21 protein-coding genes and 2 pseudogenes are annotated in these 26,695 nt (G+C 52.3%); 12 read left to right on the top strand and 11 right to left on the bottom strand.

All coding sequences use genetic code 11. The features are described from left to right. Nucleotides 1-8 precede the first annotated feature (8 nt). Nucleotides 9-1,346 (bottom strand): NAD(P)/FAD-dependent oxidoreductase, encoded by a 1,338-nt coding sequence (locus tag DYU11_RS26915; protein WP_119670828.1) that lies wholly within the window; start codon nt 1,344-1,346, stop codon nt 9-11. A 400-nt stretch (nt 1,347-1,746) separates the two neighbouring features. Between DYU11_RS26915 and DYU11_RS26910 the strand changes: the two genes are divergently transcribed. After that, entirely contained in the window at nt 1,747-2,661 is a 915-nt protein-coding gene (locus DYU11_RS26910; RefSeq protein ID WP_119670827.1) for a PorP/SprF family type IX secretion system membrane protein, read from the top strand. Nucleotides 2,662-2,741: 80 nt separating this feature from the next. Beyond that, entirely contained in the window at nt 2,742-3,857 is a 1,116-nt protein-coding gene (locus DYU11_RS26905; protein WP_119670826.1) for an AAA family ATPase, read from the top strand. On the opposite strand, the gene DYU11_RS26900 is transcribed toward DYU11_RS26905, so the two are convergent. From DYU11_RS26900 to DYU11_RS26890, 3 genes are all read right to left on the bottom strand, one after another. Beyond that, nucleotides 3,854-4,330: a thioredoxin family protein gene (locus DYU11_RS26900; RefSeq protein WP_119670825.1), complete on the bottom strand. Its 477-nt coding sequence runs from the start codon at nt 4,328-4,330 to the stop codon at nt 3,854-3,856. The two genes, DYU11_RS26905 and DYU11_RS26900, sit on opposite strands and share 4 nt — an antisense overlap. 37 nt (nt 4,331-4,367) lie before the next feature. Continuing rightward, nucleotides 4,368-4,874 carry a low affinity iron permease family protein gene (locus tag DYU11_RS26895; protein WP_119670824.1) on the bottom strand — a complete coding sequence of 169 codons (507 nt, stop codon included), beginning with the start codon at nt 4,872-4,874 and terminating at the stop codon, nt 4,368-4,370. Nucleotides 4,875-5,065: 191 nt separating this feature from the next. Beyond that, nucleotides 5,066-6,439 (bottom strand): thioredoxin domain-containing protein, encoded by a 1,374-nt coding sequence (locus tag DYU11_RS26890; protein ID WP_119670823.1) that lies wholly within the window; start codon nt 6,437-6,439, stop codon nt 5,066-5,068. A gap of 211 nt (nt 6,440-6,650) precedes the next feature. Between DYU11_RS26890 and DYU11_RS26885 the strand changes: the two genes are divergently transcribed. Next, nucleotides 6,651-8,507, top strand: a complete 1,857-nt coding sequence (locus DYU11_RS26885) for an ABC transporter ATP-binding protein (RefSeq protein ID WP_119670822.1) — start codon at nt 6,651-6,653, stop codon at nt 8,505-8,507. Nucleotides 8,508-8,543: 36 nt separating this feature from the next. On the opposite strand, the gene DYU11_RS26880 is transcribed toward DYU11_RS26885, so the two are convergent. From DYU11_RS26880 to DYU11_RS26870, 3 genes are all read right to left on the bottom strand, one after another. Next, nucleotides 8,544-9,188: a carbonic anhydrase gene (locus DYU11_RS26880; protein WP_119670859.1), complete on the bottom strand. Its 645-nt coding sequence runs from the start codon at nt 9,186-9,188 to the stop codon at nt 8,544-8,546. Between the two features lie 488 nt (nt 9,189-9,676). Continuing rightward, nucleotides 9,677-10,603 carry a sugar phosphate isomerase/epimerase family protein gene (locus tag DYU11_RS26875; RefSeq protein WP_119670821.1) on the bottom strand — a complete coding sequence of 309 codons (927 nt, stop codon included), beginning with the start codon at nt 10,601-10,603 and terminating at the stop codon, nt 9,677-9,679. Between the two features lie 117 nt (nt 10,604-10,720). Continuing rightward, nucleotides 10,721-12,112: a Gfo/Idh/MocA family protein gene (locus DYU11_RS26870; protein ID WP_119670858.1), complete on the bottom strand. Its 1,392-nt coding sequence runs from the start codon at nt 12,110-12,112 to the stop codon at nt 10,721-10,723. A gap of 149 nt (nt 12,113-12,261) precedes the next feature. Between DYU11_RS26870 and DYU11_RS26865 the strand changes: the two genes are divergently transcribed. Next, nucleotides 12,262-13,575, top strand: a complete 1,314-nt coding sequence (locus DYU11_RS26865) for a hypothetical protein (RefSeq protein WP_147368045.1) — start codon at nt 12,262-12,264, stop codon at nt 13,573-13,575. 240 nt (nt 13,576-13,815) lie between these two features. On the opposite strand, the gene DYU11_RS26860 is transcribed toward DYU11_RS26865, so the two are convergent. Continuing rightward, complete coding sequence (locus DYU11_RS26860; RefSeq protein ID WP_119670819.1) at nt 13,816-14,604, bottom strand: NIPSNAP family protein; 789 nt, start codon at nt 14,602-14,604, stop codon at nt 13,816-13,818. A gap of 49 nt (nt 14,605-14,653) precedes the next feature. On the opposite strand from DYU11_RS26860, the gene DYU11_RS26855 reads away from it, so the two are divergent. Together DYU11_RS26855 and DYU11_RS26850 are read left to right on the top strand one after the other, a co-directional pair. After that, on the top strand, nt 14,654-15,328 hold the full coding sequence (locus DYU11_RS26855) for an HAD family hydrolase (protein WP_119670818.1): 675 nt from the start codon (nt 14,654-14,656) through the stop codon (nt 15,326-15,328). 139 nt (nt 15,329-15,467) lie between these two features. Further along, nucleotides 15,468-16,430, top strand: a complete 963-nt coding sequence (locus DYU11_RS26850; protein ID WP_119670817.1) for an alpha-E domain-containing protein — start codon at nt 15,468-15,470, stop codon at nt 16,428-16,430. A gap of 127 nt (nt 16,431-16,557) precedes the next feature. Here DYU11_RS26850 and DYU11_RS26845 read toward each other — a convergent pair whose 3' ends face one another. After that, on the bottom strand, nt 16,558-17,331 hold the full coding sequence (locus DYU11_RS26845) for a hypothetical protein (protein WP_119670816.1): 774 nt from the start codon (nt 17,329-17,331) through the stop codon (nt 16,558-16,560). Between the two features lie 137 nt (nt 17,332-17,468). Further along, nucleotides 17,469-19,535 carry a 1,4-alpha-glucan branching protein GlgB gene (gene glgB, locus DYU11_RS26840; RefSeq protein WP_119670815.1) on the bottom strand — a complete coding sequence of 689 codons (2,067 nt, stop codon included), beginning with the start codon at nt 19,533-19,535 and terminating at the stop codon, nt 17,469-17,471. A gap of 242 nt (nt 19,536-19,777) precedes the next feature. Here glgB and DYU11_RS26835 point away from each other — a divergent pair, with 242 nt between their 5' ends. Then, nucleotides 19,778-20,608: a CvfB family protein gene (locus DYU11_RS26835; RefSeq protein ID WP_119670814.1), complete on the top strand. Its 831-nt coding sequence runs from the start codon at nt 19,778-19,780 to the stop codon at nt 20,606-20,608. A gap of 57 nt (nt 20,609-20,665) precedes the next feature. Here DYU11_RS26835 and DYU11_RS26830 read toward each other — a convergent pair. Further along, a pseudogene (locus tag DYU11_RS26830) lies at nt 20,666-22,114 on the bottom strand (IS1182 family transposase); the annotation flags it as partial. Between DYU11_RS26830 and DYU11_RS26825 the strand changes: the two are divergent. The 5 genes and pseudogenes from DYU11_RS26825 to DYU11_RS26805 all read left to right on the top strand — a co-directional run. After that, entirely contained in the window at nt 22,046-22,861 is an 816-nt protein-coding gene (locus DYU11_RS26825; RefSeq protein WP_147368044.1) for a hypothetical protein, read from the top strand. The pseudogene DYU11_RS26830 and the gene DYU11_RS26825 overlap by 69 nt on opposite strands. Before the next feature lie 341 nt (nt 22,862-23,202). Continuing rightward, nucleotides 23,203-23,385: a hypothetical protein gene (locus DYU11_RS26820; RefSeq protein ID WP_119670812.1), complete on the top strand. Its 183-nt coding sequence runs from the start codon at nt 23,203-23,205 to the stop codon at nt 23,383-23,385. A 23-nt stretch (nt 23,386-23,408) separates the two neighbouring features. Then, nucleotides 23,409-24,293: an IS3 family transposase gene (locus DYU11_RS26815; protein ID WP_119670811.1), complete on the top strand. Its 885-nt coding sequence runs from the start codon at nt 23,409-23,411 to the stop codon at nt 24,291-24,293. A 179-nt stretch (nt 24,294-24,472) separates the two neighbouring features. Beyond that, entirely contained in the window at nt 24,473-25,933 is a 1,461-nt protein-coding gene (locus DYU11_RS26810) for a TlpA family protein disulfide reductase (protein WP_119670810.1), read from the top strand. Between the two features lie 361 nt (nt 25,934-26,294). After that, a pseudogene (locus tag DYU11_RS26805) lies at nt 26,295-26,441 on the top strand (GntR family transcriptional regulator); the annotation flags it as partial. Nucleotides 26,442-26,695 lie beyond the last annotated feature (254 nt).

Raw genomic sequence — 26,695 nt, 5'->3', positions numbered from 1 at the left:
CGGAGCAATCAGGCGGTGGTATAGGTTACCCATGAGGCCTGTTCTACCGGCAAGTCCGGTTTACCCGCTTCGACAGAATGCCGCTGTAAGGCTTTCCGGCGTTGGGTACGTAACAGATAAAACCAGTCACTCATACAGGCGAACATGGTTCGGCGGGACGGCATGAACGAATGGAAGACAAACCAGCGCATGATCCACGCCAGGGTGCCCGTAAACTGAATGCCGCACAGTTCGGCAACACCCTTACCAAGTCCTAGACTGGCAGCCTGTCCTAAGCCCGGATATGTAAGCGGTTTCAGGGGTTTATGGCAGATGGTCCGGGCAATGTTCCGGCCGATGTGTACGCCGTGCTGAATTGCCCATAAGGCATTCGACGGGCAGGCGCCGGGGCGAATCGGGTGCTCGACCCGGCAGGCATCTCCGCCACCCCAGACATCTGTTTGCCCTTTTACCTGTAAGAACTTGTTGAGATATACCCGTTTCTGGGCATCATGGGTGAACGGTTCCGTGCCGGGCAGCACCTTTCGCATTTGTCCCACCGCAGTGATGACCAGTCCACTTTCGTAGAACGATTGGTCATCAAGCCTGACACCCATTTCCGTAAGCTCAACAACCCGACGCTGAGGAATGACCTCAATACCGTATTGTCTGATCTGGCGCTCGGCGTAACGAACCAGCCGATCAAAGCGAAGCTGGAGACCAGGTAGTATATGTTTCGTGCTGTGAATCAGTCGGACTCGGGCGTTAGCATCCCGTAGCGAAGGGTATTGTTTCTGCACCAGGCGGACGTATTCAGCCAGGTTGGTAGCGATCTCTACGCCCGTAAACCCTCCGCCGACTACCGTAAAGGTCAGCAGCCGTTGGGCCATTGCCGGGCTTTCGGTCGAAGCCAGCCAGACGAGTTCCTGGATACGTTCCATAGTTCGCAGCAGAGCCTGATGCCCCTTCACCTGATAGCCATACTGCTGGCTTCCGGTCAGCGCCAGTTTGTCGTAAGCGCCGATTCCGAGTACCAGGTGATCGTAAGGTACCCACTGCGTGGTGCCGTCGTTCAGGTGAACATAGATGCGCTTGTCGTCAATGTCGATGTAATCCGCCTTGCCCAGCAGCAGCCGGGCCTGCGGCATGATGTCGGTAAGTTGAGTCCGTTGGTGAGAAGCCTGAATGATACCCGTCAGCGTTTCGCTCGTCCAGCCCTGATGCGCATGGTAACCCAGCGGATCAATGACCGTTATGGCTACGGAACCCGTCTTAAGCTGTCGTCTGAGTGCTTTAGCCAGCGACCGATACGCGTTTACGGATACATAGCCGGCTCCCAGCAGGACAATGTGTGTCGTTGCTTCCATACTCTTATTCAGGCTAGGCTGTACGGAACGCCACCCACGTTGTCAGGGCGTTTGTTGGCTGATAAACAGTGGAAAACCAAGGCTGATAAACACGGTCAGGGGAGGAAGATTGATTTTTCATGGTGTTCAGAAGGATTTGTTGTATGTGCTAATTGCCCTCGAAAGTAGTGTCTTGGCGGATCAGCTCACCATATTATTGAACGAACGGAAGCTTTGGGCTAACCAGTTGTATAAACGGGTGATTCAGTCGTAAATGAACGTTTCGTTCAGAGTATGACCGACAAGGCTCATCGCAGAGTCAGGCGGACCAGCGCACGTAACAAATGAATGGATAACCTTACATTGGATTAGGTTTTTACCCCAAAAGCCTACAATTTGGCGGCCTGTTCCCCGGCTTAGTATGCATCCAATCGGAAAAGCTCTGTTCGCTTGCCTGCTCGGCGGCAGTATCTCGATCCTCGCAACCGGTTCTGTCGTTGCTCAGAAAGAAGTTTTGTACTCGCAGTACCTGGTCAATCCGCTGGGTATCAATCCGGCTACGGCGGGTAGCCGGGAGTCGTTTCACCTGACGGCGCTGCTCCGGCGTAAATGGATTGGCCTGCGCAATGCCCCCATTACCCAGAGCGTTGCGGCCGATGGCGCCATCGCGAACGGCACCATCGGGCTGGGCTTTCAGGCCCTCAACGACCGGATGGGGCTGTTTCAGGCAACGGGCGCGTACGGCAGCGTTGCGTATCGGTTCAACATGCCCGCCCTGGCCAAACTATCCGTTGGCGTGCAGGGGGGCGTGAGTGTGCTGCCCATCTATGATTTCACGAGTGCATCCAGCCTGAACCGCGCCGTTGGCAGCCTGAGCGTTGGGGTGTATTACCAGTCGGATCGGTATTTCGGCGGTATCTCGGCTCCCGAACTTATCGGTAAGGCACTGAACCTGTCGAACCGGTTTCTGTACCAGAGCGTCCGGCCGATTATGTTCCAGGCGGGGGTAAAAACGGCCGTTGCCGAGAACGTAGTACTCATCCCGTCGGTGCTGGTATCGGCAATCAGCGGTCGCCCGCTCGGGGTCGACGTAAACGCCAAGGCGTGGATCAACGAGCGGTTTGGGCTTGGGCTGGCCTACCGGTACAAGACGCCCGGCCTGATCCAGACGAGCTACGTCCACGCAACCGCCGAACTGCAACTGGGGTCATCGATCCGGGTGGGGTACCTGTTCTACTCGCAGACCCCCGAAAACCCCTTCAGTACGTACTCTCAGAACAGTACGCATGAGTTCATGTTCCGGTTTTCACCCAACGCCCTGCGATTTTCGTACTGACGCAGCCGGATGTCAGTCATAATTAGGCATTTTATCGTTTTATGGATAACTTGGTACGATAAATTGTAACCTGACATTACTTGAAACCTCACGCTGAGCATTCCGGACAAGATCCTTTTCGCTACCTGACGGCCAGTAGTCGTACGCAGAATCAGCATACGATTCAAAACCTGTATATCCCCAGCGATCTGGATCGGGAGTTTCCGCTGGCTCCGCATTTCGTTCAGACGTTTGGCGTCTATCCGAATTACCTGCACTTCAACGACGACTTCAGACCATCGGCCCGGGAATTGCTGGAAGGCCGTGGCTTTCTGCCGATCAATCACTCATCCCGGGTCAACGACGAGGGCTGGCATATTATCGAGCGCATTTATCAACACGATGACGGAGTAGTTTTAAAGGCCGAATTTGTGGGGGATCGCTTTTTTCGGTTGCATGGCTATTTCCGCGACGAAACGACGGCGCGGGCACTGCTGGATGGTGTGCAGGAACACAAATATGTACACGAAGAGAACCAGACGCACATCTATCTGATTCAGAGTGGTCTGGGTGGTTTGCATACCGAACGGGTGGAAATCCTGCCGCCCGATATTGATCTGGATCTGCACTATAACGACGACTTCCCGCCCGTTCACGAGCGGCTGGTGTCGCTGCTGGCGCAACCTAAAAGCAAGGGGCTGATTCTGCTACATGGCGAACCCGGAACCGGCAAGACTACCTACATCAAGTACCTTAGTTCGCTGGTCAGGAAGGATATGCTGATTCTGCCGCCCTACATGACCAACTACCTGACCTCGCCTGAGATCATTCCGTTTCTGCTGGACAACAAGGACTCCGTGCTGATCATCGAAGATGCCGAGCGGATCTTACAGGCCCGCGAAGCCGGTGGCGATACCAACAGCGTGTCGAATATCCTGAACCTGACGGACGGCCTGCTCGCCGATTGCATGCACATTCAGGTGATCGCTACGTTCAACGCCAGTAAACACCTGCTCGACAAGGCGCTGCTCCGCAAAGGGCGCCTGATGGTCGATTATGCGTTCGGGAAACTGGCGGCCGATAAGGCGAATATGCTGCTGGCTCACCTCGGTATAGAACACCGCACGAACGAGCCGATGACCCTGGCCGATATTTTCAATATCGAAGAGCAGACCGTCTCGGGCGAACGGATGGAAACGCTGAAAGTTGGATTCTAATTTGATCCGTCGTTCAGATTAACACCCTGCCGTCGTTGCTTGCGTATAAACTTCCGCATGGCGGGCATCCGCAGCACCTGATCGACCTGCGTCAGCATGGCATTGACGCCCGCGTATCCGACCGCCCGGTGGACCAGTCCGCCGTCGGCGGTCAGGTACAGTGCCGTGGGGTAGCTTCTGACTCCAAAGCGCCGGGCCAGTTCCGGTCCCTCGCCGATCTCAGCATCTACCTGGTAGTTGATGAAGGTCGTATTGAATTTTTCGCCAACGGTCGGATTCGGAAACGCTTCCCGGGCCATCTTATGGCAGGGCAGGCACCAGTGCGTGTGAAAGTCGACAAACAGGGGTTTGTGCTGGCGACGGGCTTCGGCCAGGGCCGCGTTCCACGATCCATTGAAAAACTGGATGCCGACTGATTCGCTGGCGTGACCAGAATTCAGCAGGAGACAGAACATCAGGGCAAGTCGCTTCATAGACCAAAGGTAGGTAGTCACCGGTTAACTTATGGCCTTACCCATTGGTTGAGGACTCGGTATGCGAATTGTTTTTTTTGGATTTGTGCCGATCCCGTTTCTCTTCCAGCTTCTCCTGGTGAATTTCTTCCGCTTCCTCGACCGAATGCGACTCCGACAGGCTGTCTTCGTTTTTGGCTTTCTCGGCCAGCCGCCCGAAAAACTCGTGCAGTGCCCGCAGGTCGGCTTCGGTCAGATCCTCGACGTTGAGGAGCCGGTTACTGGCTTTCCGGTTCACGGCGAGCAACTCATTCAGTTTGATCTGCATAGCCAGCGAATCCTTATTCTGTGATTTCTGAATCAGAAATACCATCAGAAACGTAACTATGGTCGTTCCGGTATTAATGACCAGTTGCCAGGTGTCTGAGTAATTGAAGAGTGGTCCCGTTACGAGCCAGATAATAACTGTCAGCAGGGCAAGCAGGAATGCAGTTGACGAGCCGGTGGCTTTCGTAGCCCGCGAGGCCAGGCGCTCAAAATAATCGGCAAACTTAGTATCGTTCATGAATGATATCGGTTTATTCGGAAACGTTTCCGAATAAACACAAGTCTACCCAATTCCCTAAATCTTTCGCAGTATTCAGACTGTCTTAAACAATTTGAGCGGATTTTAAGGTCGACTCAAATCGTTGTATACCCTGTAAGTTTAAGGCGGATTCCGTCGTGAAAAGGTAGCAGAGAACATGGGCAGCGAGGTCATCGCTCATAATCTTTAAGCTTCTTTATCACAGCGTGTACTACGCGGGTACCGGGCGTCTGTTGACTCGACATTTCATGGAGCATACGGTCGGCTTCTGCCGTTCGGCCGAGTTTCATCAACAGGCGGGCGTGCGTATGCAGAAAGCCGGGGCTGCGGTCGTATTCCAGCGCCCTGGCCGACCATACCAGCGCCTGTTCCAGGTCGTCGGGGTCGGTCATATGCTCCTCGTAGTAGCGAACCAGTTGATTAAGCTGACGCGCCGTATCTTGCGATTCTAAGGTGCTCATGGCTTCGGCAAACTTCCAGTAATCCGGTCGGTCGCCTGTTTCATCCAGCTTATTTTTTCGTTCCAGATATTTTCGAAACGCTTCCTTGTCTTTTTCCCGAACCGCTTCCTTGGAGATGGTCATCAACCGCCAGGCTTCTGCTTCGGCCAAGGGACGGTATTGGTTGAAGTTTTTGGTCTCGGCGTAAAACCGTCTTCGATACCCGTTCGTCATCTCATCCACCTCCTGTTTCGACAGCGAGTCGCCCCGCTCGGCATATAATAACTGCTCGTTGTCAGCAATAAGCTCGGTCAGTTCCTGCTCATCATGCTCGGCAATTGCCTGGTGAAACCGGCTTCGGATTAGTTGACGGATGCGTTCACTGACTTTGTTTCGCAGTACAATGGCTGGATTATCGTCTGAATCACGGAGTTGACGAAGCTTTTGCAGCAAGACGCCAACGATGCGCTGGTCATACGTTGTCAAATTGCCGATGATTAGGGCTACCGTTTCATCCGTGTTCCAATCCAATTCCGGAACGAGCGACAGATAGGTAGTCAGGGCGTCATGGCTAGGCATGTCGGCATTGGCTCGCTCCTGTAGGTAGGTCGCCAGAAAGACCAAATCGCGTTCGCCCGCCAGGTAGGTCTGTTCTAGCGTTGACCGTAGGTTGGGTTTGTTGGCGAGGGCCAGGGCTTTATCGGCTTCGGCCAGCAGACCCGTTATCCCTTTATAACCGGACGCCCGATGTAACACACTACCATCCCACAAAACAAAGAGAGAAGTGGGAACCGGATAGGAAAGCACCCGGTAACGCTCGGCAATGGCTAGTCCTTCGCCCTGCTGGGCATCGACCCGGTAGTTGACGAAGCCCGCATTGAACTTGACAGCCAGTGAGGTATCCGAAAAGGCTTCACGGATAATTTCCTGGCGAGGGTAGAAGCCAACAGTATCAAAATCAACAAAAACAGGCTTGCCCTGTCGTTCAGCTTCATTCAGAGCGTCCTGCCAGGAGCCGTAGAAGTACCGAATGCCGGGCAACGGATTATACTTTGTACGGGGACCGGCCAGGAAGCTACCCAGCCTGCGAAGTAAATCGTTCATACGCGAGTCAGGATTAAGAACGGTGCCGATGCGAACGCTTACGAAAGGTAAGAAATCTGTCAAAACTATGAGTATAGTCGTTTCGCATTTATTAAGTAATGTAACTGCTTGCTTGCGGCTCAAACACAGTCACTTTCGGAGAACTAATCTTTCGTAACCCTTGTCTTCTTTGTATATGGCAAAGAATACATCTACGCAACCCGCTGGTCGAATGGGCACATCCCCACCGAACGGCGCGGTGCCTACCGATACGAAGGAAGAACTGAGCTGGCGCGAACGGTTTGCGGCCCTTGGTAACCTGCCGGCGTTCTTCCGGCTGGTCTGGGAAACCTCGCCGGGGCTGTTCATCGGCAATGCTGCGTTGCGACTGGTTCGGGCCGCTATTCCGGCGGCTACGCTCTACGTCGGTAAGCTGATCATCGACGAGGTGGTTCGGCTTAACCGCCTGCCGGGATTTGATGATACCAGCTATCTCTGGACCCTCGTGGCGGCTGAGTTTGGCCTGGCAATCCTGTCGATGGCAATCGGCCGGGCGGTGTCGCTGCTGGATGGTCTGCTGGGCGATCTGTTCGCCAACCGCACGTCGGTCCGGCTGATGGAACACGCAGCGACCCTCGACCTTGAACAGTTTGAAGACGCTACGTTCTATGATAAACTCGAACGGGCCCGCCGACAAACCACCGGCCGGACGGTACTGCTGTCGGGGGTGTTCGGGCAGGTGCAGGAACTGATTTCGGTGGGCTTTCTGGCGGCTGGTCTGGCCGTTTACAACCCGGGGCTGCTCCTGCTGATTCTGGTGGCCGTTACGCCCTCGTTTATCGGCGACAACTACTTCAACCAGCGAAGCTATTCACTCTCGCGGAGCTGGACGCCCGAACGGCGCGAACTCGATTACCTGCGCTACGTCGGTGCGTCGGACGAAACGGCCAAGGAGGTCAAGATTTTTGGCCTGTCGGGGTTTCTCATTGATCGGTTCCGTACGTTGTCGAACGAATTCTTTCAGAAGAACAAACAACTCGCCATCAGCCGGGCGGGCTGGGGTGTGCTGCTCACCGGACTCGGTACGGCGGGCTACTATGGGGCTTACGTCTGGATTGTGGCGCGGGCCGTCAATGGCCAGATTTCGCTCGGTGACCTGACGTTTCTGGCCGGTTCATTCCGACAGGTACGTGCCTCACTCGAAGGGATTCTGCTTCAGTTCAGCAGCCTGACGCAGGAAGCTATTTATTTGCAGGACCTGTTCGATTACTTTGCTATCAAGCCGCTGATTCACTCGCAGGTGGATCGTAAACCGCTGCCGTTTCCAAGCCCGATCCGCGAAGGGTTCGTTTTTGAGAACGTCGGTTTCAAATACACCAACTCCGACCGCTGGGCCTTGCGCAACCTGTCGTTTACCCTCCAGGCGGGCGAAAAGCTGGCTTTGGTAGGCGAAAACGGAGCCGGTAAGACGACGCTCGTCAAACTCCTGGCCCGGCTCTACGACCCCGCCGAAGGGCGTATCCTGCTCGATGGCCACGATCTACGAGAGTACGATCTGGATGAGCTTCGGCGAAACATTGGTGTCATTTTTCAGGATTATACGCGCTTCAAGATGTCGGCGGGCACCAACATCGCCGTGGGCGACATCGACGAGCGGACCAACCAGCCACGCATCGAAACCTCGGCGCAGCGGAGTCTGGCCGATACGGTCATTGCCAAGCTGCCTGACGGGTACGAACAGCAATTGGGCCGGAGCTTCAACAAAGGCGTTGAACTGTCGGGTGGGGAGTGGCAGAAAGTGGCACTGGGCCGGGCCTACATGCGCGATGCCCAGTTGATCATTCTCGATGAGCCAACGGCCGCTCTCGACGCCCGCGCTGAGTACGAAGTGTTTCAGCGGTTTGCCAAGCTGACCGAAGGCCGGTCGTCGGTGATCATTTCGCACCGCTTCAGTACGGTACGCATGGCCGACCGGATTCTGGTGCTGGAAGGCGGGCGACTCCTCGAAATCGGTTCGCACTACGAACTGCTGGAGCAGGACGGCCGCTACGCCGAGTTGTTTGGCCTGCAGGCACGGGGATATCAGTAACGAAAAAGCCCCGGCTCAACCGGGGCTTTTTCGGTGTTAATGAGTCTGCGTTTCGTCAATCCGGTACAGCTCCAGGTCGCTCAGCATGGACTCCATATCGATCTGAAGGTCATGCACCAGCCCGTTCTCGATGTCGTAGACCCAGCCGTGAATCTGAATATCGCGGGTCTCGAAGTAGCGGTGCTGCACGAACGACATCTTCATTACGTTCAGGCACTGCTCCCGTACGTTCAGGTCGACCAGCCGGCGGTGACGGGCTTCTTCGTCGGTGATCTGATTCAGCTCCTCCCGGTGCAGGCGGTACACGTCCTGAATGTTCCGGAGCCAGATGTTGATCTTACCGAAATCCTGGTGCGATACGGCCGCCTTAACACCACCGCAGCCGTAGTGACCGCAAACAATGATGTGTTTGACACCGAGGTGCTCAACGGCGTACTGAATAACCGAAATAGCGCTGATGTCGTTGTTTGGAATCACGTTGGCGATATTCCGGTGCACGAAAATGTGGCCGGGTTCAACGCTCATAAAATCTTCGGGCTGTACGCGGCTGTCGGAGCAGCCGATGTACAGGAATTCCGGGCTTTGGCCTTTGGCCATGCGGGTGAAGTACTCAGGGTCTTTTTCCACGCAGGAATTGACCCACTTCTGATTGTTTTCGAAAACCTGTTGATACAGTTCCACGTTGACAAAAATTAGTTGATACGAGTGATGGTTTAATTCAACGGGCCAGTCGGGACGGACGCAGCAGCCGTTACGAGTCATTAAGTATAACCCAATCCCGGTTTCAATGTTGTGCGACTATGTCTGGCAAAGAGCGTTGACGCCGAAAACTAATTAAAAACGCATTAAAAATAACATCTTCTGATTTACAGGCCCCGACGGTCATAATGGACGGTGCGAAGCGGCAACAGACTGCTGTCTTAGTACGTAGCAGGCCACGAATTTGATCAGGTTGCTGCATAAACTAACTCATATCAACGGTCTGTATTGCCAAAGGCGACGACCTCGACAACTCCGATAGGGGTGCCAAAAACCGTCTGGCTCGCAGGGGAGCCGACAAGGCAGGCGCTCAGTTCCGGTATTTTATGGTTTTCGAAAGGCATCGGCTCGATGATACCTACACCGTGGCCGAAGTGAAGGAGCTGATAAAACGGCTATGAGCGGAGTGATCAGGCTTTAAGATACCCTTTCAACTGCTCTACGTCCCGCTTCAGGGCCGCTTTCACTACGTCCGGTGATACGCTTAGCTGGCGGGCGCCGTTTTCGGCCCCACCCAGCGCATATTCGGCGTGGAGTGAGATAGGTACTGCTACGTTCAGTTGGCTGAGCATTTTGAAGTAGGCTGGCCAATTCACCGCGCCTTCGCCCAGCGGACAGCTTTGGTGGTCAGTTGTCCGGCCTTTCATCTCCCAGCGGAAATCTTTGGCGTTGATCGTAAAGAAGCGCGGAGCCAGCATCCGTAAGCCGGCTTCCCACGAGCTATGTCCCTCGATCATAGCGTGAAAAACGTCGTACTGCGAGCCAACCCATTGCGGAGACACGCTATCCAGCAGCCAGGCCAGATCCCAGACCGGTCCGCCTACGTATCCTTTCCCCGAGTGATTCTGGTAGCTGGCCCGGATGCCGATGCGTTCGTTCAGCGTAGCCAGCCCGCTCAGGTGTCGTCTGAACTCGTCCAGCTGCGGTTGAATGGGTCGGTTGAGGTCGTAGCGGTAGTAGCCCATCCGGTAGTGCTGTACACCGTGCTCTCTGGCGATGGATAACACCCGTTCGGCGGTGGCGTCGGCGCGGTTGATGTCCGTGGCCATCATCGGCACCCGCAGCCCTGCCGCCTGAATGGCTTTGATGGCTTTGGGCAGGTCTGTCGTGACGCGCTCGGGGAGCACATGGCCGTTGTTACGAACGGTCAGGTCCAGACCATCAAAACCCAGTTCGGCCGCGGTGGTTCCCAACTGACTGTACTCCGGTATCCACTGCAAGTGTTTGGAAAACAGGCAGACGGATGGGGCGGCACCTGGCCCGGCTATTGGTCGGAAGGCGGTGGCTACCCCTGAGGCAACGGTAAGCTGGAGGAATTGACGGCGGCTGACGGGCATGAACGTAGTGGCAGTTTATACCCGATAAAGTGGCTCTGACCACTAAATCTACCTTAGTTCGTCAGGAGGCCCACAGACCGAAGCTGCTTCGGTCTGTGGGCCATCCGCTACGTTGACTCACTGCATCTCCGGCTTGTCGCCCCGGAAGGCGTCTTTTTTGGTTATCTCCGCCAGCTTAACCGGTCGTCCATCCCGCGCCGACTGATAGATGGCTTCCATAATTTTGTGATCCTGCAACCCTTCTTCGCCAGGCGTAAATGGCGTTTTGTTCTGCATGATGCAATCCGAGAAATGGTCGATCTCGGCGGCAAACTGGTTCTTTTCGGCAATTTTGGGCGATTCCTTGTGCTCTACCTGACCTTCGGCATACGAAATTTCCGGTTGAAGGCCGCTGTAAGCAAAAGCCGGATCGAGTCCCATCCAACCCTGTTCGGCCATGACGCGATACCGGCGGGATTCGTGAACGCCGTAGTGGGTGCCGCAGTTGGCTACCACTCCGCTCGGAAAGCGCATCTGCCAGCTCACCAGCTCTTCCACTTCCCGGAAGCGCGGGTCGCCGGGAGTGCTGTACTGATAGCCGAATACTTCGGTAGGCTCTTCGCCCAGCAGGTAGCGGATGGTATTGAGGCAATACAGGCCGATGTCGGGCAGCGCACCACCCCCGGCCAGCGCTTTGATGTGCCGCCAGTGCTGCGGATTGGCCGAATTCTGTACGTTGAATGCTTCGATGAATTTGGTGGTGCCGAATCGCTTTGATTGGATCATTTCCCGAATCATGCGGTTGTTCGGCTCGTACTGAATCCGGTAGGCCACCATTAGTTTGCGGTTGGCTTTCCGACAGGCATCGATCATGGCCTGGCACTCCGCCGACGTATTGGCCATCGGTTTTTCGCAAAGTATATGTTTGCCGGCCTGCGCCCCCCGGATGGTGTACTCGGCGTGCATGCCGTTGGGAAGCACAATGTAAATGGCCTGCACCTCCGGGTTGTCTTTCAGCCGGTCGTACTGCTCGTAACTATACAGATTTGACGGTTTAATGCCATATTGCTGCGCCACCTTCCGGAGTTTGTCCTGACTACCGCTCACCAGCGCCACCACCTTCGATTTCTTGCATTCGCTGAAGGCTGGCAGCAGTTCTTCGAGCGTGAGGTGGCCGAGGCCTACCAGCGCGTAGCCAATACGCTGATCGGGGGGAGTCGGTGAGGGAGTGGGGCCGGATTCGCGCTCGGTGTCGGTCTTCCAGGCTTCGAGTTTGATCGGCTCCGTTACTTTTTCGGGCACTTTGGCCGGGGGCGACTGGGCCGGCAGCTTTGGTACGTTGCCGCTTGACGACGTGTACGTCCCCGACGAGCCCATGCTGTTCTGGCTGGTTTTGCAGGATGCGGCTAGTCCGCCGGCTACTCCCACGGCCAGACTACGGCTGGCGACGGCTAAAAATTCTTTGCGCGACACACCGGTTTCCGTCGGCTTATCGAGCAGCAGGCTAATTAAGTGATCAATTTTTTTCATAACGTCATCCAACTAATATAAAAACCGCCTATTGATCGCTTTGTTAAAGAATTGGGCGTACAAAAGATTTATCAATAATCTTCATAATATTGCTCTTGGCTACGATTTTGTATAGTCCTCACCGTACTGTGCTGATTGAATTCCACTCCATGAAAAGTTGTTTACTGGCTGTTTTATTAGCTCACCTGTTTGTTCAGGTCAATGCCCAATTCTATTCACCTGCCGCAATCGTATTGCCATCCAAGGACACGGTTAAAGGGTGTATCCGTCTGGATTTTACAAACCAGCTCATTCATTTTAAGGCTTCTTGTCAAGAAAAGCCTGTTCGGTACGAGGTAAAGGACCTGATCGCGTTTCGCGTTAATGACTTACTGTTCGAGCGCAAGGTAGTAGATGGTCGGCCGCTATTTTTGCAAAAGTTGGTTGAAGGAAGCGCTCAATTCTACACGGATAATCATAAACCATTTGGCCGCGAACGGTATTATCTGGCCGCCCGGGATACGCTCGTTGAGTTAACGATGCTTAAAGAAGAGGTAGTCGTTCAGGGCCAGCGGTTTTTGAAGACCAATAAGCAGTATCTGAAAGTAATTAATCAGGTATTGGCCGACTGTAATGAAGGCACAAACGTAATGCAGCCGTTTCCTTTCAACGGAGAAGCGCTGGCAAGGGCGGTTTCAGCGTATAATGATTGTAGGTTTCGTCAACAGTCGGGTTCCCGGGCCGTTGTGTATCCGGCCTCAATTCGTCGGCCCGTCAGGTTCTTTACGCAGGTTGGCGTTAGCACGGTAGTTATTCCGTCGCCCACTATTCGTGAAACCAAGGGATTGTACACCCGCAAGGTGGTTGAGTCGTCGGGAAGTTTTGGAGGCTCACCGAATTATGATTTTAGCGATCAGGGAAGCCGGACCAGAACAAACATAGGATACATAGCAACGCTCGGGCTGGAAAAACCCTCGGCAAGGGGAAACGTATCCTGGGGTGGGCATATTACGTACCTCTCTGCACAGTACACCCGAGATCTTGTGGCAGGGGGTACTACGAATGCTTTCACGGATCAATACAATTATAGAGATCAGTCAAATATCATATTCAGTGTACCAAAACAAGAGCCTATTCGATTCGTTGGGACTGTCAAAGAGCAAGTGTCAATTGTTCAGATTGGCTTGTTAGGCCGTAAGTACTGGTACACAAATAAGGCGAGCTGGTTTATTGGCGGTCGGTTAAATTACGGCTTTGCGCAGGCCGATTACACCTCATCAATTGATTTATATGCCACAAAAACGGCTACTTCCGTGTATTTAGGCAAAATGGTCCGTTATGCAGAACCTGCGAAGTTTACCAGCAGTGGTTTAGGTAGCCTGGTTGAGGCTGGCTGGCAGCGCAGGCAGAAATACGGCGTCTCTGCCCGGTATACCTGGCAGTATCTGCATCAGGCATCACTTCTGGTTGACTACTATTTCTGAGGGCTTATAAAAAACAGCTTACGTCGAAACGCAAATAAGCAAACCGTTAGCAGCGTATCAATAAATCCGGTCTGCGTTAGTAGCCTAATCAAGACGTTATGTTTCATAACGGATCGCTCTTTCAACCTGATACTGAATAAGCAGACGCAGTCAGTATGTAACGAAATACCCTGATTTTGCCCACCCTACGCTGAGCAAAATCAGGGTATTTCGTTAAATCAGATAAATCCAGGTCCAGACTTATTTTATGGGCGAATAATCCGTCGGTTTCATGTACACCGACTCGACTTTAACCGTCAGCGGGCCGTTTTTTTCCGATTCTTCCTTAGCCTTTACCCACTTGGGGTCTTTACGGAACTCATCGAAGTGCTGCTTACCGGCCGCTTCGCTCGGGTGCGCCAGTATATAAACCAGTTTGGACTGGGTGCCGGGATCCTTTTCAACCGTTGTCCAGTAACCAACATGCTCCATACCGTGTTTGCTGAAGAGCTTGATGGTGTGGTTGCGGAAGCGGTCGATCAGGTTGTTCAGGTTGCCGGGCGTGGCGGTGTACGTACGCAGTTCAAAAACCCGCTCGGGCGACTTCGCCTGGGTTTTGATGGCCGGCGAAATGTCGGACTCGTTCATGAAGATCTGATCAACACGCGCCACAATTTTGCCGTTGGCCTCCGTTTTAGCCACTACGGCTTTCCATTCGGGGTCGCTGCCAAACGCTTTCCACGACGCGTCGCGGGCGGCCCGGTCGGGGTAGGAGAGAATATAAACCAGTTCCTGGCGGCTCGTGTCGGTCGGGGTCCAGTAGCCGATGTTGGTCATGCCATGCTTGTCGAACAACTTGGTGGTATACTGCCGGAAGCGATCGACAATGGCTGCGTAATTACCGGGTGTTGGGTAGTAAATCCGCATTTCGTAGAGTCGGTCGCTGGGTTTCTTGGGTTTTTTGGGCGTGGAGGCAGCCAGGGCGGTAATGGCCGACACGGCTACTAACGATAACAGGCTCAGAAAAAACGTCAGGTTGCCTTTCTTCATGGTTTAATGGAGAGGGTTTTTAATAAATACGTTACAGGATAAAGACGCTATGACTCGCAGAAAACCGCCGGAGCTGGCCTTGATTTTCGACATGGACGGTACGTTGATTGACAGCAATCCAACGCATAAAGAAGCCTACCGGCAGTTCTTTACCCGTTTTGATCTTAAAATCACGGACGACGATTTTGAGCGCTACATTGCCGGTCGTTCGAACCCCGATATTCTAAAGCATTTTTTGGGCGACCAGTTAAGCCCTCAGAAAATTACGGCCCTCAAGCAACAGAAAGAGTCGCTGTTTCAGCAGTTGTTCGAGCCGACGATCAAGCCGATTCGCGGACTGGTTTCTTTCCTGAAGCAGGTGAAAGACGCGGGGCTGTCGACGGCGCTGGCTACGTCGGCGCCGATGATGAACGTCCGGTTTCTGTTCCGGCACGTACCGATTGACGCGTATTTCGACGCAATCGTCTGCGACCGCGACGTAACAATCGGCAAACCTGACCCGGCCATTTTCCAGGTAGCTGCCCGTAAACTGAAGGCTGATCCGGCCCGGTGCATCGTCTTTGAGGATTCGCAGGCGGGGGTAGAAGCCGCCCGGGCCGCTGGCATGCGGGTGGTAGCGCTGACAACAAACGGCCAGGAAAAAGATACACGACACGCTGACCTGGTCATTGATACGTACAACCAGATTACCGTACCCCGGTTGCAGAGCCTGCTACATACCTGATTTGGACAAAAGTGCAATCCTTTGGGAGAATACGTGCTTAAACAAAGATTATTTTGTACTTTATGGTAATCAAAAAAACATCACTTGTGAAACGTAGCCGCCGTATTATTTTTGTTGCGTACCCTCTTGCCTACCGCTTATGCTGAGCCGTGTTGCTAATTCGGTTTACTGGATGCATCGCTACGTGGAACGGGCCGAAAATTACGCCCGGTTCATGAGCGTTAATTTTAACCTGGCCCTCGATCTGCCCCCCAACGTTGACCAGCAGTGGGAACCGCTGCTCATCGCTACCGCCGATAATTCCCTGTTCTATCAATTCTACGCCGAACCGACCCGCGAGAATGTGATCGAGTTCATGACGTTCGACAAACGCAACCCGAATTCGATCGTGTCGTGTCTGAGCAATGCCCGCGAAAACGCCCGCACCATCCGGGAAGTGATTTCAAAGGAGATGTGGGAGCACCTGAATCAGTTTTACCTGATGGTACGCGATACGGGCCCGCATCAGGATTGGAGCCAGAACCGCACGCAGAGTTTTTTTACCGACATCCGGAATGGTACGCAGTTGTTGTATGGCATTATCGACGCGACCATTACGCGCAACGAAGCCTGGCATTTCGGGCGGATGGGGCGCTTTCTGGAACGGGCCGATAAAACGTCGCGGTTTCTCGACGTGAAGTATTTCACCCTGATGCCGGAGGCAGACTCGGTAGGCTCGACTATCGACCTGATGATCTGGTCGGCGGTGCTGAAATCGGTGAGTGCCTACAACATGCACCGCCAGCAGTACCGGACCCTGACACCCACCAACATTGTGGAATTCCTGATTCTGGACAAGATGTTTCCGCGGGCGGTGTTCCACTGCATCCGCCAGGCCGAACTCTCGCTGTATGAGATTTCCGGCAATAACATCAGCCACGGCTTTGGCAACATTGCCGAACGAACGATCAGTAAACTCCGCACCGATATTGAGTTCAATGAGCCGGCCGACATCTTTAAAATGGGCCTGCACCAGTACCTCGACCGTTTCCAGCTCCGTACCAACGAAGTGGGCAAGGCAATCTTCGAAACGTACTTCGACTTGAAAGCAGTGGAAGCGTGAATAATGAGCGAAAGAGTGAATGAGTGAAAGAGCGAAAGAGTCGAGTCGGATCACCGGAACGAAAATGGAATGTATCTGGCTAAATTCGCTCATTCACCGCCCAGTCTTTCACTCATTCACTCTTTACTCAATGAAAGATCGGTAAGGTCAGGGCGATGTAGGGGAAACCGGTGCGGTTGCGGAACCGATTATTATCGGCAATAACATCCCGGTTGTCGACAACCATCTCGGTCGTGAGCCACTGATACCCCGCTTTGACCGCAAACCGCTGATTGATTCGGATCCGGGCGTACACTTCGGTTGCCAGCATCCCGTAGTCGTTGTCACCCAGCAGCCGTAGGTTCCAGCGCTGGGGCCTCGACCCCTGAAAAGCATCCGGCCCCTGAAACGGTCTTTGGACCTCGCGGTTCAGCGAGTCAATGGTGGAGAAGGCACCAGTCGATGACCGGTAGCGGCCCGTCCGGTAGCGTCGCAGCAGCGTAATGCCCAGAAGATCGGCACTGGCACCCACCTCCACGAGACCGAGATTGAACTGCGCCCGCAGGCCCAGGTTGAACGACGTCATCGTGACGTAGTCGAACCGGACCGTATCAATGTTCTGCACAATGAGGGGTTTGCCCAGTGAGCCTAAACCGGCCTGACCCCGCGTCAGTTGGGCCGGGGCGGTGTAATAGTTCAGGTTGTCGCCGTAGAAAGCGCCCAGCCGACCGGTCCAGCCCAGCGAAAACAGCCGCTGGTCGCCGAGGTTGATTAGCTGGTAGTAGGTAATCGAAGGATTGTAGTAGTCATTTTTAATAGCAAGTCCCACATCGAAGCCACTGCGAATACGACTGGCAACGGGCGATTGGGCGTAGGTGTGAAGAGCGATGGTGGTAAAAAACGCAACCAGGATTTTTCTCATGCAAACGTATCAGGTCGTTCAAGCGGGCAAAGATAGGCAAATGGTTGTGTGGTTAATTGGTTAGCCGGAGCGTCTGGCAACGAATATTATCGTAGCATCCATTTCCCGCCAGCCAATTAACCACATGAGCGGGTTCGTCAGTCGTTAATTTTCAGTACCACGGCCCCCAGGGGTGGTACGTTCAGGCAGATCGACTGGGCCCGGCCGTGCCATTTTTCCGCTTCGGATGGGATCGGCTCAGCGTTGACAACGCCACTGCCGTAGAACTCCCGCGCGTCGCTGTTGAAGATTTCCCGGTAGGCGCCTTCCGTCGGTACGCCGATGCGGTAGTCCGGCCGCGGAACCGGGGTCATGTTCAGCACGATCAGCAGCGTATCTTCCGGGCGTTCTCCCTTGCGGGCGTAGGTCAGGACACTGTTCGTGCGGTCGGTGGTGTCGATCCACTCGAACCCTTCCGACGAAAAGTTTTTCTCATAGAGTGCCGGCTCTGTCCGGTACAGGTTGTTGAGTGCTTTTACGCAGGCCGCCATGCCTTTGTGGGGTGCAAACTCCAGCAGGTGCCAGTCCAGGCTAACGTCGTATTTCCACTCGTGGGTTTGGCCGAATTCCCCGCCCATGAAGAGCAGTTTGGTCCCCGAGTGGGTAAACATGTAGCTGAAGAGCAGCCGCAGGTTCGCAAACTTCTGCCATTCGTCGCCTGGCATTTTATACACCAGCGATTTTTTACCGTACACCACCTCATCGTGCGACAGCGGCAGCATAAAGTTTTCGGTGAAGGCGTAGACGGTACTGAACGTAAATTCGTCCTGGTGGTACTTGCGGAAAGCCGGGTCGCGCTCGAAGTACCGGAGGGTGTCGTTCATCCAGCCCATCATCCACTTCATACCGAAGCCCAGTCCGCCCGCAAACACTGGTCGCGATACGCCGGGAAAGGCCGTCGATTCTTCGGCTACGGTTTGCGCATCCGGGAATTCCCGGTAAACGGCCTGGTTAATCTCTTTAAAGAGTGAGATGGCTTCCAGGTTTTCGCGGCCACCAAATACGTTTGGCTCCCACTCGCCCGCATTCCGGGAGTAGTCGAGATACAGCATCGATGCTACGGCATCGACCCGCAGCCCGTCAGCGTGAAAGCGGTCGAGCCAGAACAGCGCGTTCGACAGCAGAAACGAACGGACTTCGTTGCGGCCATAATTGAAAATATAGCTTTTCCAGTCGGGGTGGTAGCCTTTGCGCGGGTCGGGGTGTTCGTACAGGTGCGAACCGTCGAACTCGTACAGCCCGTTGGCATCGCCGGGGAAGTGCGAAGGCACCCAGTCGAGATACACGCCAATGCCGGCCTGGTGCAGCCGTTCAATCAGGGTCATGAACTCCTGCGGGGTACCAAAACGGCTGCTGGGCGCGTAGTAGCCCGTGATCTGGTAGCCCCACGACGGCGCGTACGGGTACTGCATGACCGGCATGAACTCGACGTGCGTGAAGCCCATGTCTTTGACGTAGGGGACGAGCGCATCGGCAATTTCGAGGTACGTCAGTTCGCGGTCCGGGTCCGACGGGTCGCGTCGCCAGGACGACAGGTGCACTTCATAGACCGAGATCGGCGCGTTGAGCGCGTTGGCTTTCCGGCGGTTGTCCAGCCACGCCTGATCGTTCCACTCGTACCAGGTATCCCACACCACCGACGCCGTCTGCGGGGGTAGTTCCCAGCGGTGGGCGTAGGGGTCGCCTTTCTCAAGCTCGCGGCCACTTTCGTGAACGATGAAGTACTTATATACCTCACCCCGGCCGATGTGCGGAATGAAAATTTCCCAGATTCCCGAACTGTCCCAACGGACATTCATGGCGTGTGTACCCCGGTCCCAGGTGTTGAAATTACCGATCACCGATACGTATTTCGCCGAGGGTGCCCATACGGCGAAATACGTTCCGATGACGCCGTTATGCTCCACCACGTGGCAGCCGAATTTCTCGTATAACCGGGTGTGTTTACCTTCCCGAAAGAGATAGATGTCGAAGTCGGTAAAGCGGGAATACATCCCTGATTGAGGGGCTGGTTGCTCCCATACCGTCGGTTCGGGCGTCGTCTGGGCGTGAACGACAGCGGCCTGAACGGCGTCGTCGGCTGCTTTGAGCTTGCGGGCCCGACTGGCCGTTTTGGGATGCGTCGAGGTGGATACGTCGTCGGTTGCGGGTTTTTGTTTAGCCATAATGTAAAGTGCTGTCGGCAAAAATGTCCGGAAAAATAGTGAAAAACCTCTACCTAATGGATAACCCCCATTTTGAGCAAGCTGTTTACAAATTCGTGAGGAACGGGCAGCCGGCCCGGGTGTCCGTTCGAGAGCCGGAAGCCGCGAAAAGGCGTAGGCGAACGTACCATTCACCGCCGAAATTAGCGAACTTTGCACCGGTTCGCGGCCAAACAGGACCTGCGTATTGTTGTTGACACCACATGATTAGAATTGGACAAATGAATCGGTTAAGGGCGCTGCGGGAAACCAGCGTCGGCGTTTTTCTGGGCGATCGGGACGGGAACGACATATTGTTGCCCAATAAATACGTACCGGAAACGCTGCGGATCGACGACATGATCGACGTATTTGTCTACACCGATTCCGAAGACCGACCCGTTGCCACGACCCGCCGGCCGTATGTGGAGCGCGATGAATTTGGCTTCCTGGAAGTTGTATCCGTGACGAATTTCGGCGCGTTCCTCGACTGGGGACTGGAAAAAGACCTGCTCGTGCCGCTGAAAGAGCAGCAGCTACCGATGAAGGTCGGGCAGCGGTACGTCGTATTTCTTTACCTCGACCGGGATACGGGGCGGCTGGTGGCATCCAGCCGGATCAACTCCTTTCTCGACGACGATGCCTCCGATCTGGAAGCCGGGCAGACCGTGGACCTGATGGTGTATGAGCGAACGGATCTTGGCTACAACGTCATCATCAACAACCAGTACCGGGGTCTTCTGTACGCCAACGAACTGTTCAAACGCGTAACTGTAGGCGACCGGTTGGAGGGGTACATTAAAACCATCCGCCCTGATAAGCGAGCTGACGTTACCCTGCAAAAGCCGGGCTATGAAGGCATTGAGCCCAATGCACAGCTTATCCTGGACAAGCTGAAAGCGGCAGGCGGTTTCCTGCCCCTGAACGACGAAAGCGCCCCCGAAGCGATCTACCGAGCCCTCGAAATGAGCAAAAAGACGTTCAAGAAGGCGATTGGGGCGCTGTACAAAGAGCGGGCAATCCGAATCGAGCCCGATGGAATTCGGTTGGTTTGAAGGAGAATATGGTTTTCCGGAAGCAGTACATTTATCATATATTAGCTGTAGGTTAACATAAAGCCAGTGGCTGTTGCAAAAGTAGATCAATACAAAAGATAATTGATCAGGTATTGGTAGGGCAATTACCATTCCGCTTTGTTCACAGGGCGTAAAGCGTAGGTACTTCTTTAGATTGTAGGCCATAGCCGCCACATACATTACCTTAACTGCGGCTTCACGGCTTCGAGTATTGATTTGACGTAGGCCATAGTAGTTGATCAGACTACCTAAGACCGGCTCGACCGTCGCCGACCGCACGCGCATCATCCGCTTGCCGAACCGACTCGATAACCGACCTATCATGCGCTCGTACTGAGCTTTGTAGTAGGTGTGATGCAACCGCTTTTCCTTCGCTTTCTTACCCTTACACTGCTTGCTGAGAGGACAATTCTTACAATCAGATGCTTTAGCTAGATAACGCTTCTTGGGATTGCCTTGCTTATCAACGACTAGTCGATCAAAGGCCAATCGTTTACCCTGACTGCAGGTATAACTATCGCTGACGACATCGTAAGTAAAATCTGAACGCTCGACCTTGTACTTCCCGTGGGGAGGAATAAAACCAGTCAGTGCTCGGAGTTCGAGTTGTTCATAATTTTCCCCTGAACAATAACCAGCATCAGCCACGACGTTGCTCATGGCAACGCCAAACGCTTTCAATCGATCTTGTGTGGTATCGACAATTGATAAAAGATACCGGCTATCACGCCAGTCTGCCCGGCCGGCCTCAATATGAGTAATTACATATTGGGCTACATCTACGCTCACATTAGCCATGTAGGCTAACTGGCGGGGTTTGCCTGTTTTGAAGGCAATGCGGGCATCGGGATCGGTCGGACTATAATGAGTGAGATTGCTGACGAGTTGCCCTGCTTTGTCAGGCGCTGCTTTCAGGATGTTTTTGTGAAACCGGTGGATGTGCTGTAAGCGGTCCGCTGAAGCGGTTAGCCGAGGGGCGTTTGGCTTACTTAACCTGGGATTGGCCTCCGACGACCAGACGGCAGGCTTAGGCTTAAGCCGACTCATGGACGCATTGGCTTTGATGTAAGCTGAATCAATCACCTGGGTGTGGCCGCTGACGAGCCCTTTGTGGACGCACAAGCCGACGATGTGGCTGAAGCAAGTTTCAAAAATCGAAGTCGGGATACGCTGGCGGGTCCGTGACAGGGTGCTGTGGCAGGGCAAGGGCTGTTCCAACCCGTACCCAACAAAGGTGCGGATGCCCAGATGCAGTTTAGCCAAGTCCATTAGTTTACGATCCGAAGTGATGTTCTCAAAGTGGCCCACCAGCAGAAGCTTAACGAACACCACTGGATCGATGGAGGGTCTTCCAATGGTGCTATAAAAGGGCTCAAACAGGGGTCTGATGAAGCTAAAGTCGACCTCCTGTAGCAGTTGGAGGTAGAAGTGGTGGGCTGGCAGGAGTTTAACCAGCGAGGTATTCGATGGATGATAGCCGAGCATAAGCTTTTAACCTACTATTCTCCTAAGGAGTTACTTTTGCAACAGCCACGCCACTTATACAACAAATTTCGGTTTTCGATGAAGCTAGAAAACGGCTATCAAGGGTTAGTGTGGGAAGTACCTCTAACTAATCAATTAGGATATGCTTATGTACAAACAATTGACCCCAATCAATTAGGTCATGTATCACCGTCATTCTTGTTGAAGATATTAGATTATCGCTCAGAAGTTGCCCTCAAAAAGTTTGAACTTGAGCATTTCCAACAGTTTGACTTGCTGACAAGTCATCTGTTATCTATGGGTACTCCTCCTCAACGAAAAGGTGAAGTCCGATGGAAAGCCGTAGGTTATTTACCTCTTATTCCCTTTGATCATTTACTTCCAGAATCTAAAATCCTCAACAACCAGTCAGATGAGCCTTTTGACTATGACAAGATACCTCAAGATGCAACTTGGGTAGTTTATTGGGGAGGGGCACTAGCAGATTATTATAAAGAATATGCGACTTACGAACAGGTTAAGCACTTGGGCTGGTTAACGCATTTCAATGTGGCTTTCGTTCATCATCGAATCACGATGGAATGGATGCGCAAATTAGGTTTAGATTATACTCAGTATCAGACAAAGCAGTGGAGTGAAGAATTTTTGATGTTGCAGAAGTACCAAGTCAAAACAACTACTTTATTTTCAGAGGTTGACCCAGCAATTCGCGCAAAAGCTATTGGTAATTATTGCGAACGAAATTAATATGACTTTTAAAATAACTGAATAGTAGAGCATTTGACTAGATTTCTCACTTTAATTGAATAACATAATGGTAGTTATAAAACTACTCGTATGCTACTGATTTCAGTGTACACTAAATCAGTAAGCTTATGTATATTAGCGTATTACAACGAAATAAAAAAAGTCGAAATTCGCTTCAGTTCAAGCGAAGGGTCGTTGAAGTCTATCGAGCCGAAATCGCTTAGCCTGCCCACATCCAGCACTACCTGCACATCTCGCTGACTGAATTACGTCAGTTGAACCGATGGTATTTCAAGCACCGATTAGCGCCTTATTTATACCCCTATCGCTGTTATAAATCCATGAAAAAGCACAACCAACCGGCTTACGTCAAAGCCCTCGAGGAGCGGCTGGCCGCTACCGAAGCCGAGAACAAGCTGCTTAAACGCAAAGCCGAGGCCTTCGAAACGGCCATCCAAATTGCTGAAAAGCAGTTTCAGATCCCGATCTTAAAAAAGTCTGGCACCAAACCATCGACCAACTGACTCGTCGCTATCCCCTGGTGGGCATGGAGCAGTTATGTGGATTGTTTGGGCTGACACGACAAGCCTGGTATGCGGCTACCCGGCGTGAGGAAAAACAAGGCTTTCAGGCTGCGATTGTACTGGCTGAAGTCAAACGATTGCGAAGACAGGTTGCGGGCCTGGGAACGACTAAATTATATGAATTGATGCTGGACTTCCTGGCTTCTCATCAAATCAAGCTAGGGCGCGATAAATTGCATAATTTGCTAAAGATGAACGGGTTATTGTTAACCAGAAAGCGTTGCCGGGTCCGGACGACCCATTCCCAACATGACTTAGCAACGTATCCCAATCAGGTGAAGGATGTCAAACCCGACCAGCCTAACCAAGTGTGGGTGAGTGATCTGAGCTACATTCGGGCGGGGTTTGGCTTCGCGTATCTATCGGTGATGATGGATGCTTACTCGCGCCGGATTGTGGGCTGGTCATGCCATAGAACTCTGGAAGCCAAAGGCCCGGTAGCGGCTCTGGAGATGGCTCTTTCCAGTCGTGGCAAAACCAGCCACGCTCTGATTCACCACTCCGACCGGGGCGTTCAATATTGTTCTGGAGCCTATGTAGACCGGTTGAGTAAGGCCAGGATCACCATCAGTATGACCGAGTCGGGTGATCCCAACGAGAATGCGCTGGCCGAGCGGGTGATCCGTTCGTTGAAGGAAGACTTCAGGCTGCAGGGCTTCGCTACGTTTGCAGCCGCCGAAGCGGCCGTCGAGCAGGCGGTCCGAGCGTATAACTCGTTGCGTCCGCACGCGTCATTGAACTATCTGACGCCTGACCAGGCGCATAATCGAGCAGGTTATCACCGGCTGAAGTGGTACCCTTACAAAAAGATACGGTACGGAAATGTGCAATACCAGCCTGCGAGCTAACTTTGTCCCCCTTTGTAAACCTATTCCAGTAGCATACGGAATATGGTGCATTAATTTAGGGGACGGATACAGGGTGATAGAAACACTTGCTCTATCAGAATTAAACAAAAAATACTGCTAAACTAAATATTTAGTTTAAATTTGATAGTCTTTGTTACGACACTTAAACTGGAGCTCAAATGAAATCATTACCGACTGCTTTCATGCTCGTTTTTAGTTTAACCAACTGTGTGGCCCAGTCTAAAGAGGCACCGCTTCCGAAACTGGATCTTGCAGGGGTGCTTACGGTGCACATTAAGTCGGTGCCACAAGCTGAAACTCTTCCTGTAAAGTTAGATACCTATCATAGCTTCCCCCAGTATGATGTAAGTTCTGTTCGAGACTCTATAACAATTAACCGAAACGAGATTTTTCTAAATAGCCCATCCAGAACTGTAGGCAAATCGTTCATCACGATTGCCGATTCCACGTATCAGATCGTTGGGGCTCCTGGTGATACAGTTAATCTTTTCATTTTAGCGAAACACGGTAAGAACCCTAATCAGCCATCTGTCGCCTTCGAGGGCAAAAACAAGGAAATTCAACAGTATTATCAAGCCAAGACGCGATTGCTGGATGATCCTCTGCAAGCTAGTATGAACGAGGGAATGCGGGCTGCCAATCTCGTTCCTTTTAAAAAAATGATGGATGAAACCTACCAGAAACAGTATCAGTTCTGGATGGATTATCAGAAGAAGCACACGTTACCCGATTGGTTCAAAACGTACGAAACAAATGCCCTAAATTATTCAGACGCTTGGCTTAGGGTGTATATGGTTTGGTACCAGACCGACTATCAAAAGAAAAAGCAGGTGATTCCGGCTTCATATTACGCGTTTAAAAAACGAATCAAGGTAAATAATCAGACTGCAATATACCAGTATGACTACCTACGATTCTTACGTGAACAACTCTTCTGGGAAATACGTCAATCTGAACAAAAACCTTCATTACAAGCCCTGATTGATTATGCCAAAAAGGAATTAGGGCAAAATGCAGGATCTTTTTTTGAAATCTGGGAGCTAAGCGGCTCAGTAGACAATCCAAATTGGGTTGAGACAAAGTTTAAAGAACAATTTCCTACTCAACATCAATACTTGGTCGATTACATTAAACAACGCGCTAGTAGTAGTGTGAAAGTGCTTCGGTCCGGTGACAAAGCCCCCAATTTCGCGTTAGTCGATGCGAATGATTCTCTGATAACGCTCAGTCAGTATAAAGGTCAGGTAGTATACCTAAGTTTCTGGTTCACGACCTGTGGGGGATGCATTAAGGAGATGCCTTATGAAAACAAACTGGTTGAGCAATTCAAGAGCAAACCAGTTAAAATTGTTAGTATCTGCATCGGTACTCCGGGAGCCGCCGATGACCAACAATTGCCCAAGTGGAAAGCAGCCTCGAAACGGTTTGGTTTAAAAACCATTGATTTATATGCTAATCGTGCCTGGACAAAAACGTTGACTGAAAAATATATAGTGAGCACATACCCTCATTATGTGCTGATTGGTCCAGACGGAAACATTATCGAAAACTTCGCTGATCGGCCCAGTCAGGGCGTTGCCGCGAAAATTGAAAAGGCCATAACCGCAGGAAGTAACTAACCATTACTATCTGAACTATTTCAACTTATATAAGCCTAGATATACATCAGCTCACTAACGCTTCTTTTATTATTCTACAAGAAGTACAAAATCTATAGTTAAATAAACCTTGTACATTTCCCGGACCCGTTGCATAACTCACATCACGTAAAGATAAAATTCTTAGAAAGCCTCATTTAAATTAATAAGCGCTTTCTTGGTTTTAGCTAACCCTGGTGGTTGGTACGGTGCCTTGGCTTTCATAACCTACACTCACATACGCCAGCGTTCTGAGAATGGTATAAGTCTTTATCTGCTGCCTGGCGATATAGCAAAAGCACTGGCCGTCGAAGCAGCCGTCTTCTTCGAGCATGATACAGGCGGTTTCCTGCCTCTGAACGACGAAAGCACTTTCGAAGCGATTTACCGGGCGCTCGAAATGAGCAAAAAGACGTTCAAGAAAGCGATTGGGGCGCTGTACAAAGAGCGGGCAATCCGAATCGAGCCCGATGGAATTTATCTAATTTGAGAGGGATAGCTTCTTAGACGCTAATTCTAGTATATATTTGGGTCAAGTGAACATATGAGAACACATACAACAGCTCAAGAAGTAACGTTAGGCTCTTTAATGCTACTGCTAAAACTCAACAAAACATGAAGAAGCCACTTTTCAGCCTTTTATTCTGATTCATCATTTATTGGAGTAATGCTCAAACGATTATCTACAAGAATTCAGTTCAGTTTAAAATAGAAGCGCTTTATATAAAAGCTGATCAACGGTCA

The organism is Fibrisoma montanum (assembly GCF_003583365.1).
Taxonomy (GTDB): Bacteria; Bacteroidota; Bacteroidia; order Cytophagales; family Spirosomataceae; genus Fibrisoma; species Fibrisoma montanum.
Note: the sequence above shows the minus strand (reverse complement) of the source record. Positions and strands in the feature narration are given on the sequence as shown.

Coding starts and splice junctions, on each gene's coding strand:
- DYU11_RS26915 (WP_119670828.1), bottom strand. CDS start 1,346: ATGGAAGCAACGACACACATTGTCCTGCTGGGAGCCGGCTATGTATCC.
- DYU11_RS26815 (WP_119670811.1), top strand. CDS start 23,409: ATGGAGCAGTTATGTGGATTGTTTGGGCTGACACGACAAGCCTGGTAT.
- DYU11_RS26860 (WP_119670819.1), bottom strand. CDS start 14,604: ATGAAGAAAGGCAACCTGACGTTTTTTCTGAGCCTGTTATCGTTAGTA.
- glgB (WP_119670815.1), bottom strand. CDS start 19,535: ATGGCTAAACAAAAACCCGCAACCGACGACGTATCCACCTCGACGCAT.
- DYU11_RS26865 (WP_147368045.1), top strand. CDS start 12,262: ATGAAAAGTTGTTTACTGGCTGTTTTATTAGCTCACCTGTTTGTTCAG.
- DYU11_RS26850 (WP_119670817.1), top strand. CDS start 15,468: ATGCTGAGCCGTGTTGCTAATTCGGTTTACTGGATGCATCGCTACGTG.
- DYU11_RS26890 (WP_119670823.1), bottom strand. CDS start 6,439: ATGAACGATTTACTTCGCAGGCTGGGTAGCTTCCTGGCCGGTCCCCGT.
- DYU11_RS26845 (WP_119670816.1), bottom strand. CDS start 17,331: ATGAGAAAAATCCTGGTTGCGTTTTTTACCACCATCGCTCTTCACACC.
- DYU11_RS26910 (WP_119670827.1), top strand. CDS start 1,747: ATGCATCCAATCGGAAAAGCTCTGTTCGCTTGCCTGCTCGGCGGCAGT.
- DYU11_RS26855 (WP_119670818.1), top strand. CDS start 14,654: ATGACTCGCAGAAAACCGCCGGAGCTGGCCTTGATTTTCGACATGGAC.
- DYU11_RS26900 (WP_119670825.1), bottom strand. CDS start 4,330: ATGAAGCGACTTGCCCTGATGTTCTGTCTCCTGCTGAATTCTGGTCAC.
- DYU11_RS26810 (WP_119670810.1), top strand. CDS start 24,473: ATGAAATCATTACCGACTGCTTTCATGCTCGTTTTTAGTTTAACCAAC.
- DYU11_RS26820 (WP_119670812.1), top strand. CDS start 23,203: ATGAAAAAGCACAACCAACCGGCTTACGTCAAAGCCCTCGAGGAGCGG.
- DYU11_RS26885 (WP_119670822.1), top strand. CDS start 6,651: ATGGGCACATCCCCACCGAACGGCGCGGTGCCTACCGATACGAAGGAA.
- DYU11_RS26870 (WP_119670858.1), bottom strand. CDS start 12,112: ATGAAAAAAATTGATCACTTAATTAGCCTGCTGCTCGATAAGCCGACG.
- DYU11_RS26895 (WP_119670824.1), bottom strand. CDS start 4,874: ATGAACGATACTAAGTTTGCCGATTATTTTGAGCGCCTGGCCTCGCGG.
- DYU11_RS26875 (WP_119670821.1), bottom strand. CDS start 10,603: ATGCCCGTCAGCCGCCGTCAATTCCTCCAGCTTACCGTTGCCTCAGGG.
- DYU11_RS26835 (WP_119670814.1), top strand. CDS start 19,778: ATGATTAGAATTGGACAAATGAATCGGTTAAGGGCGCTGCGGGAAACC.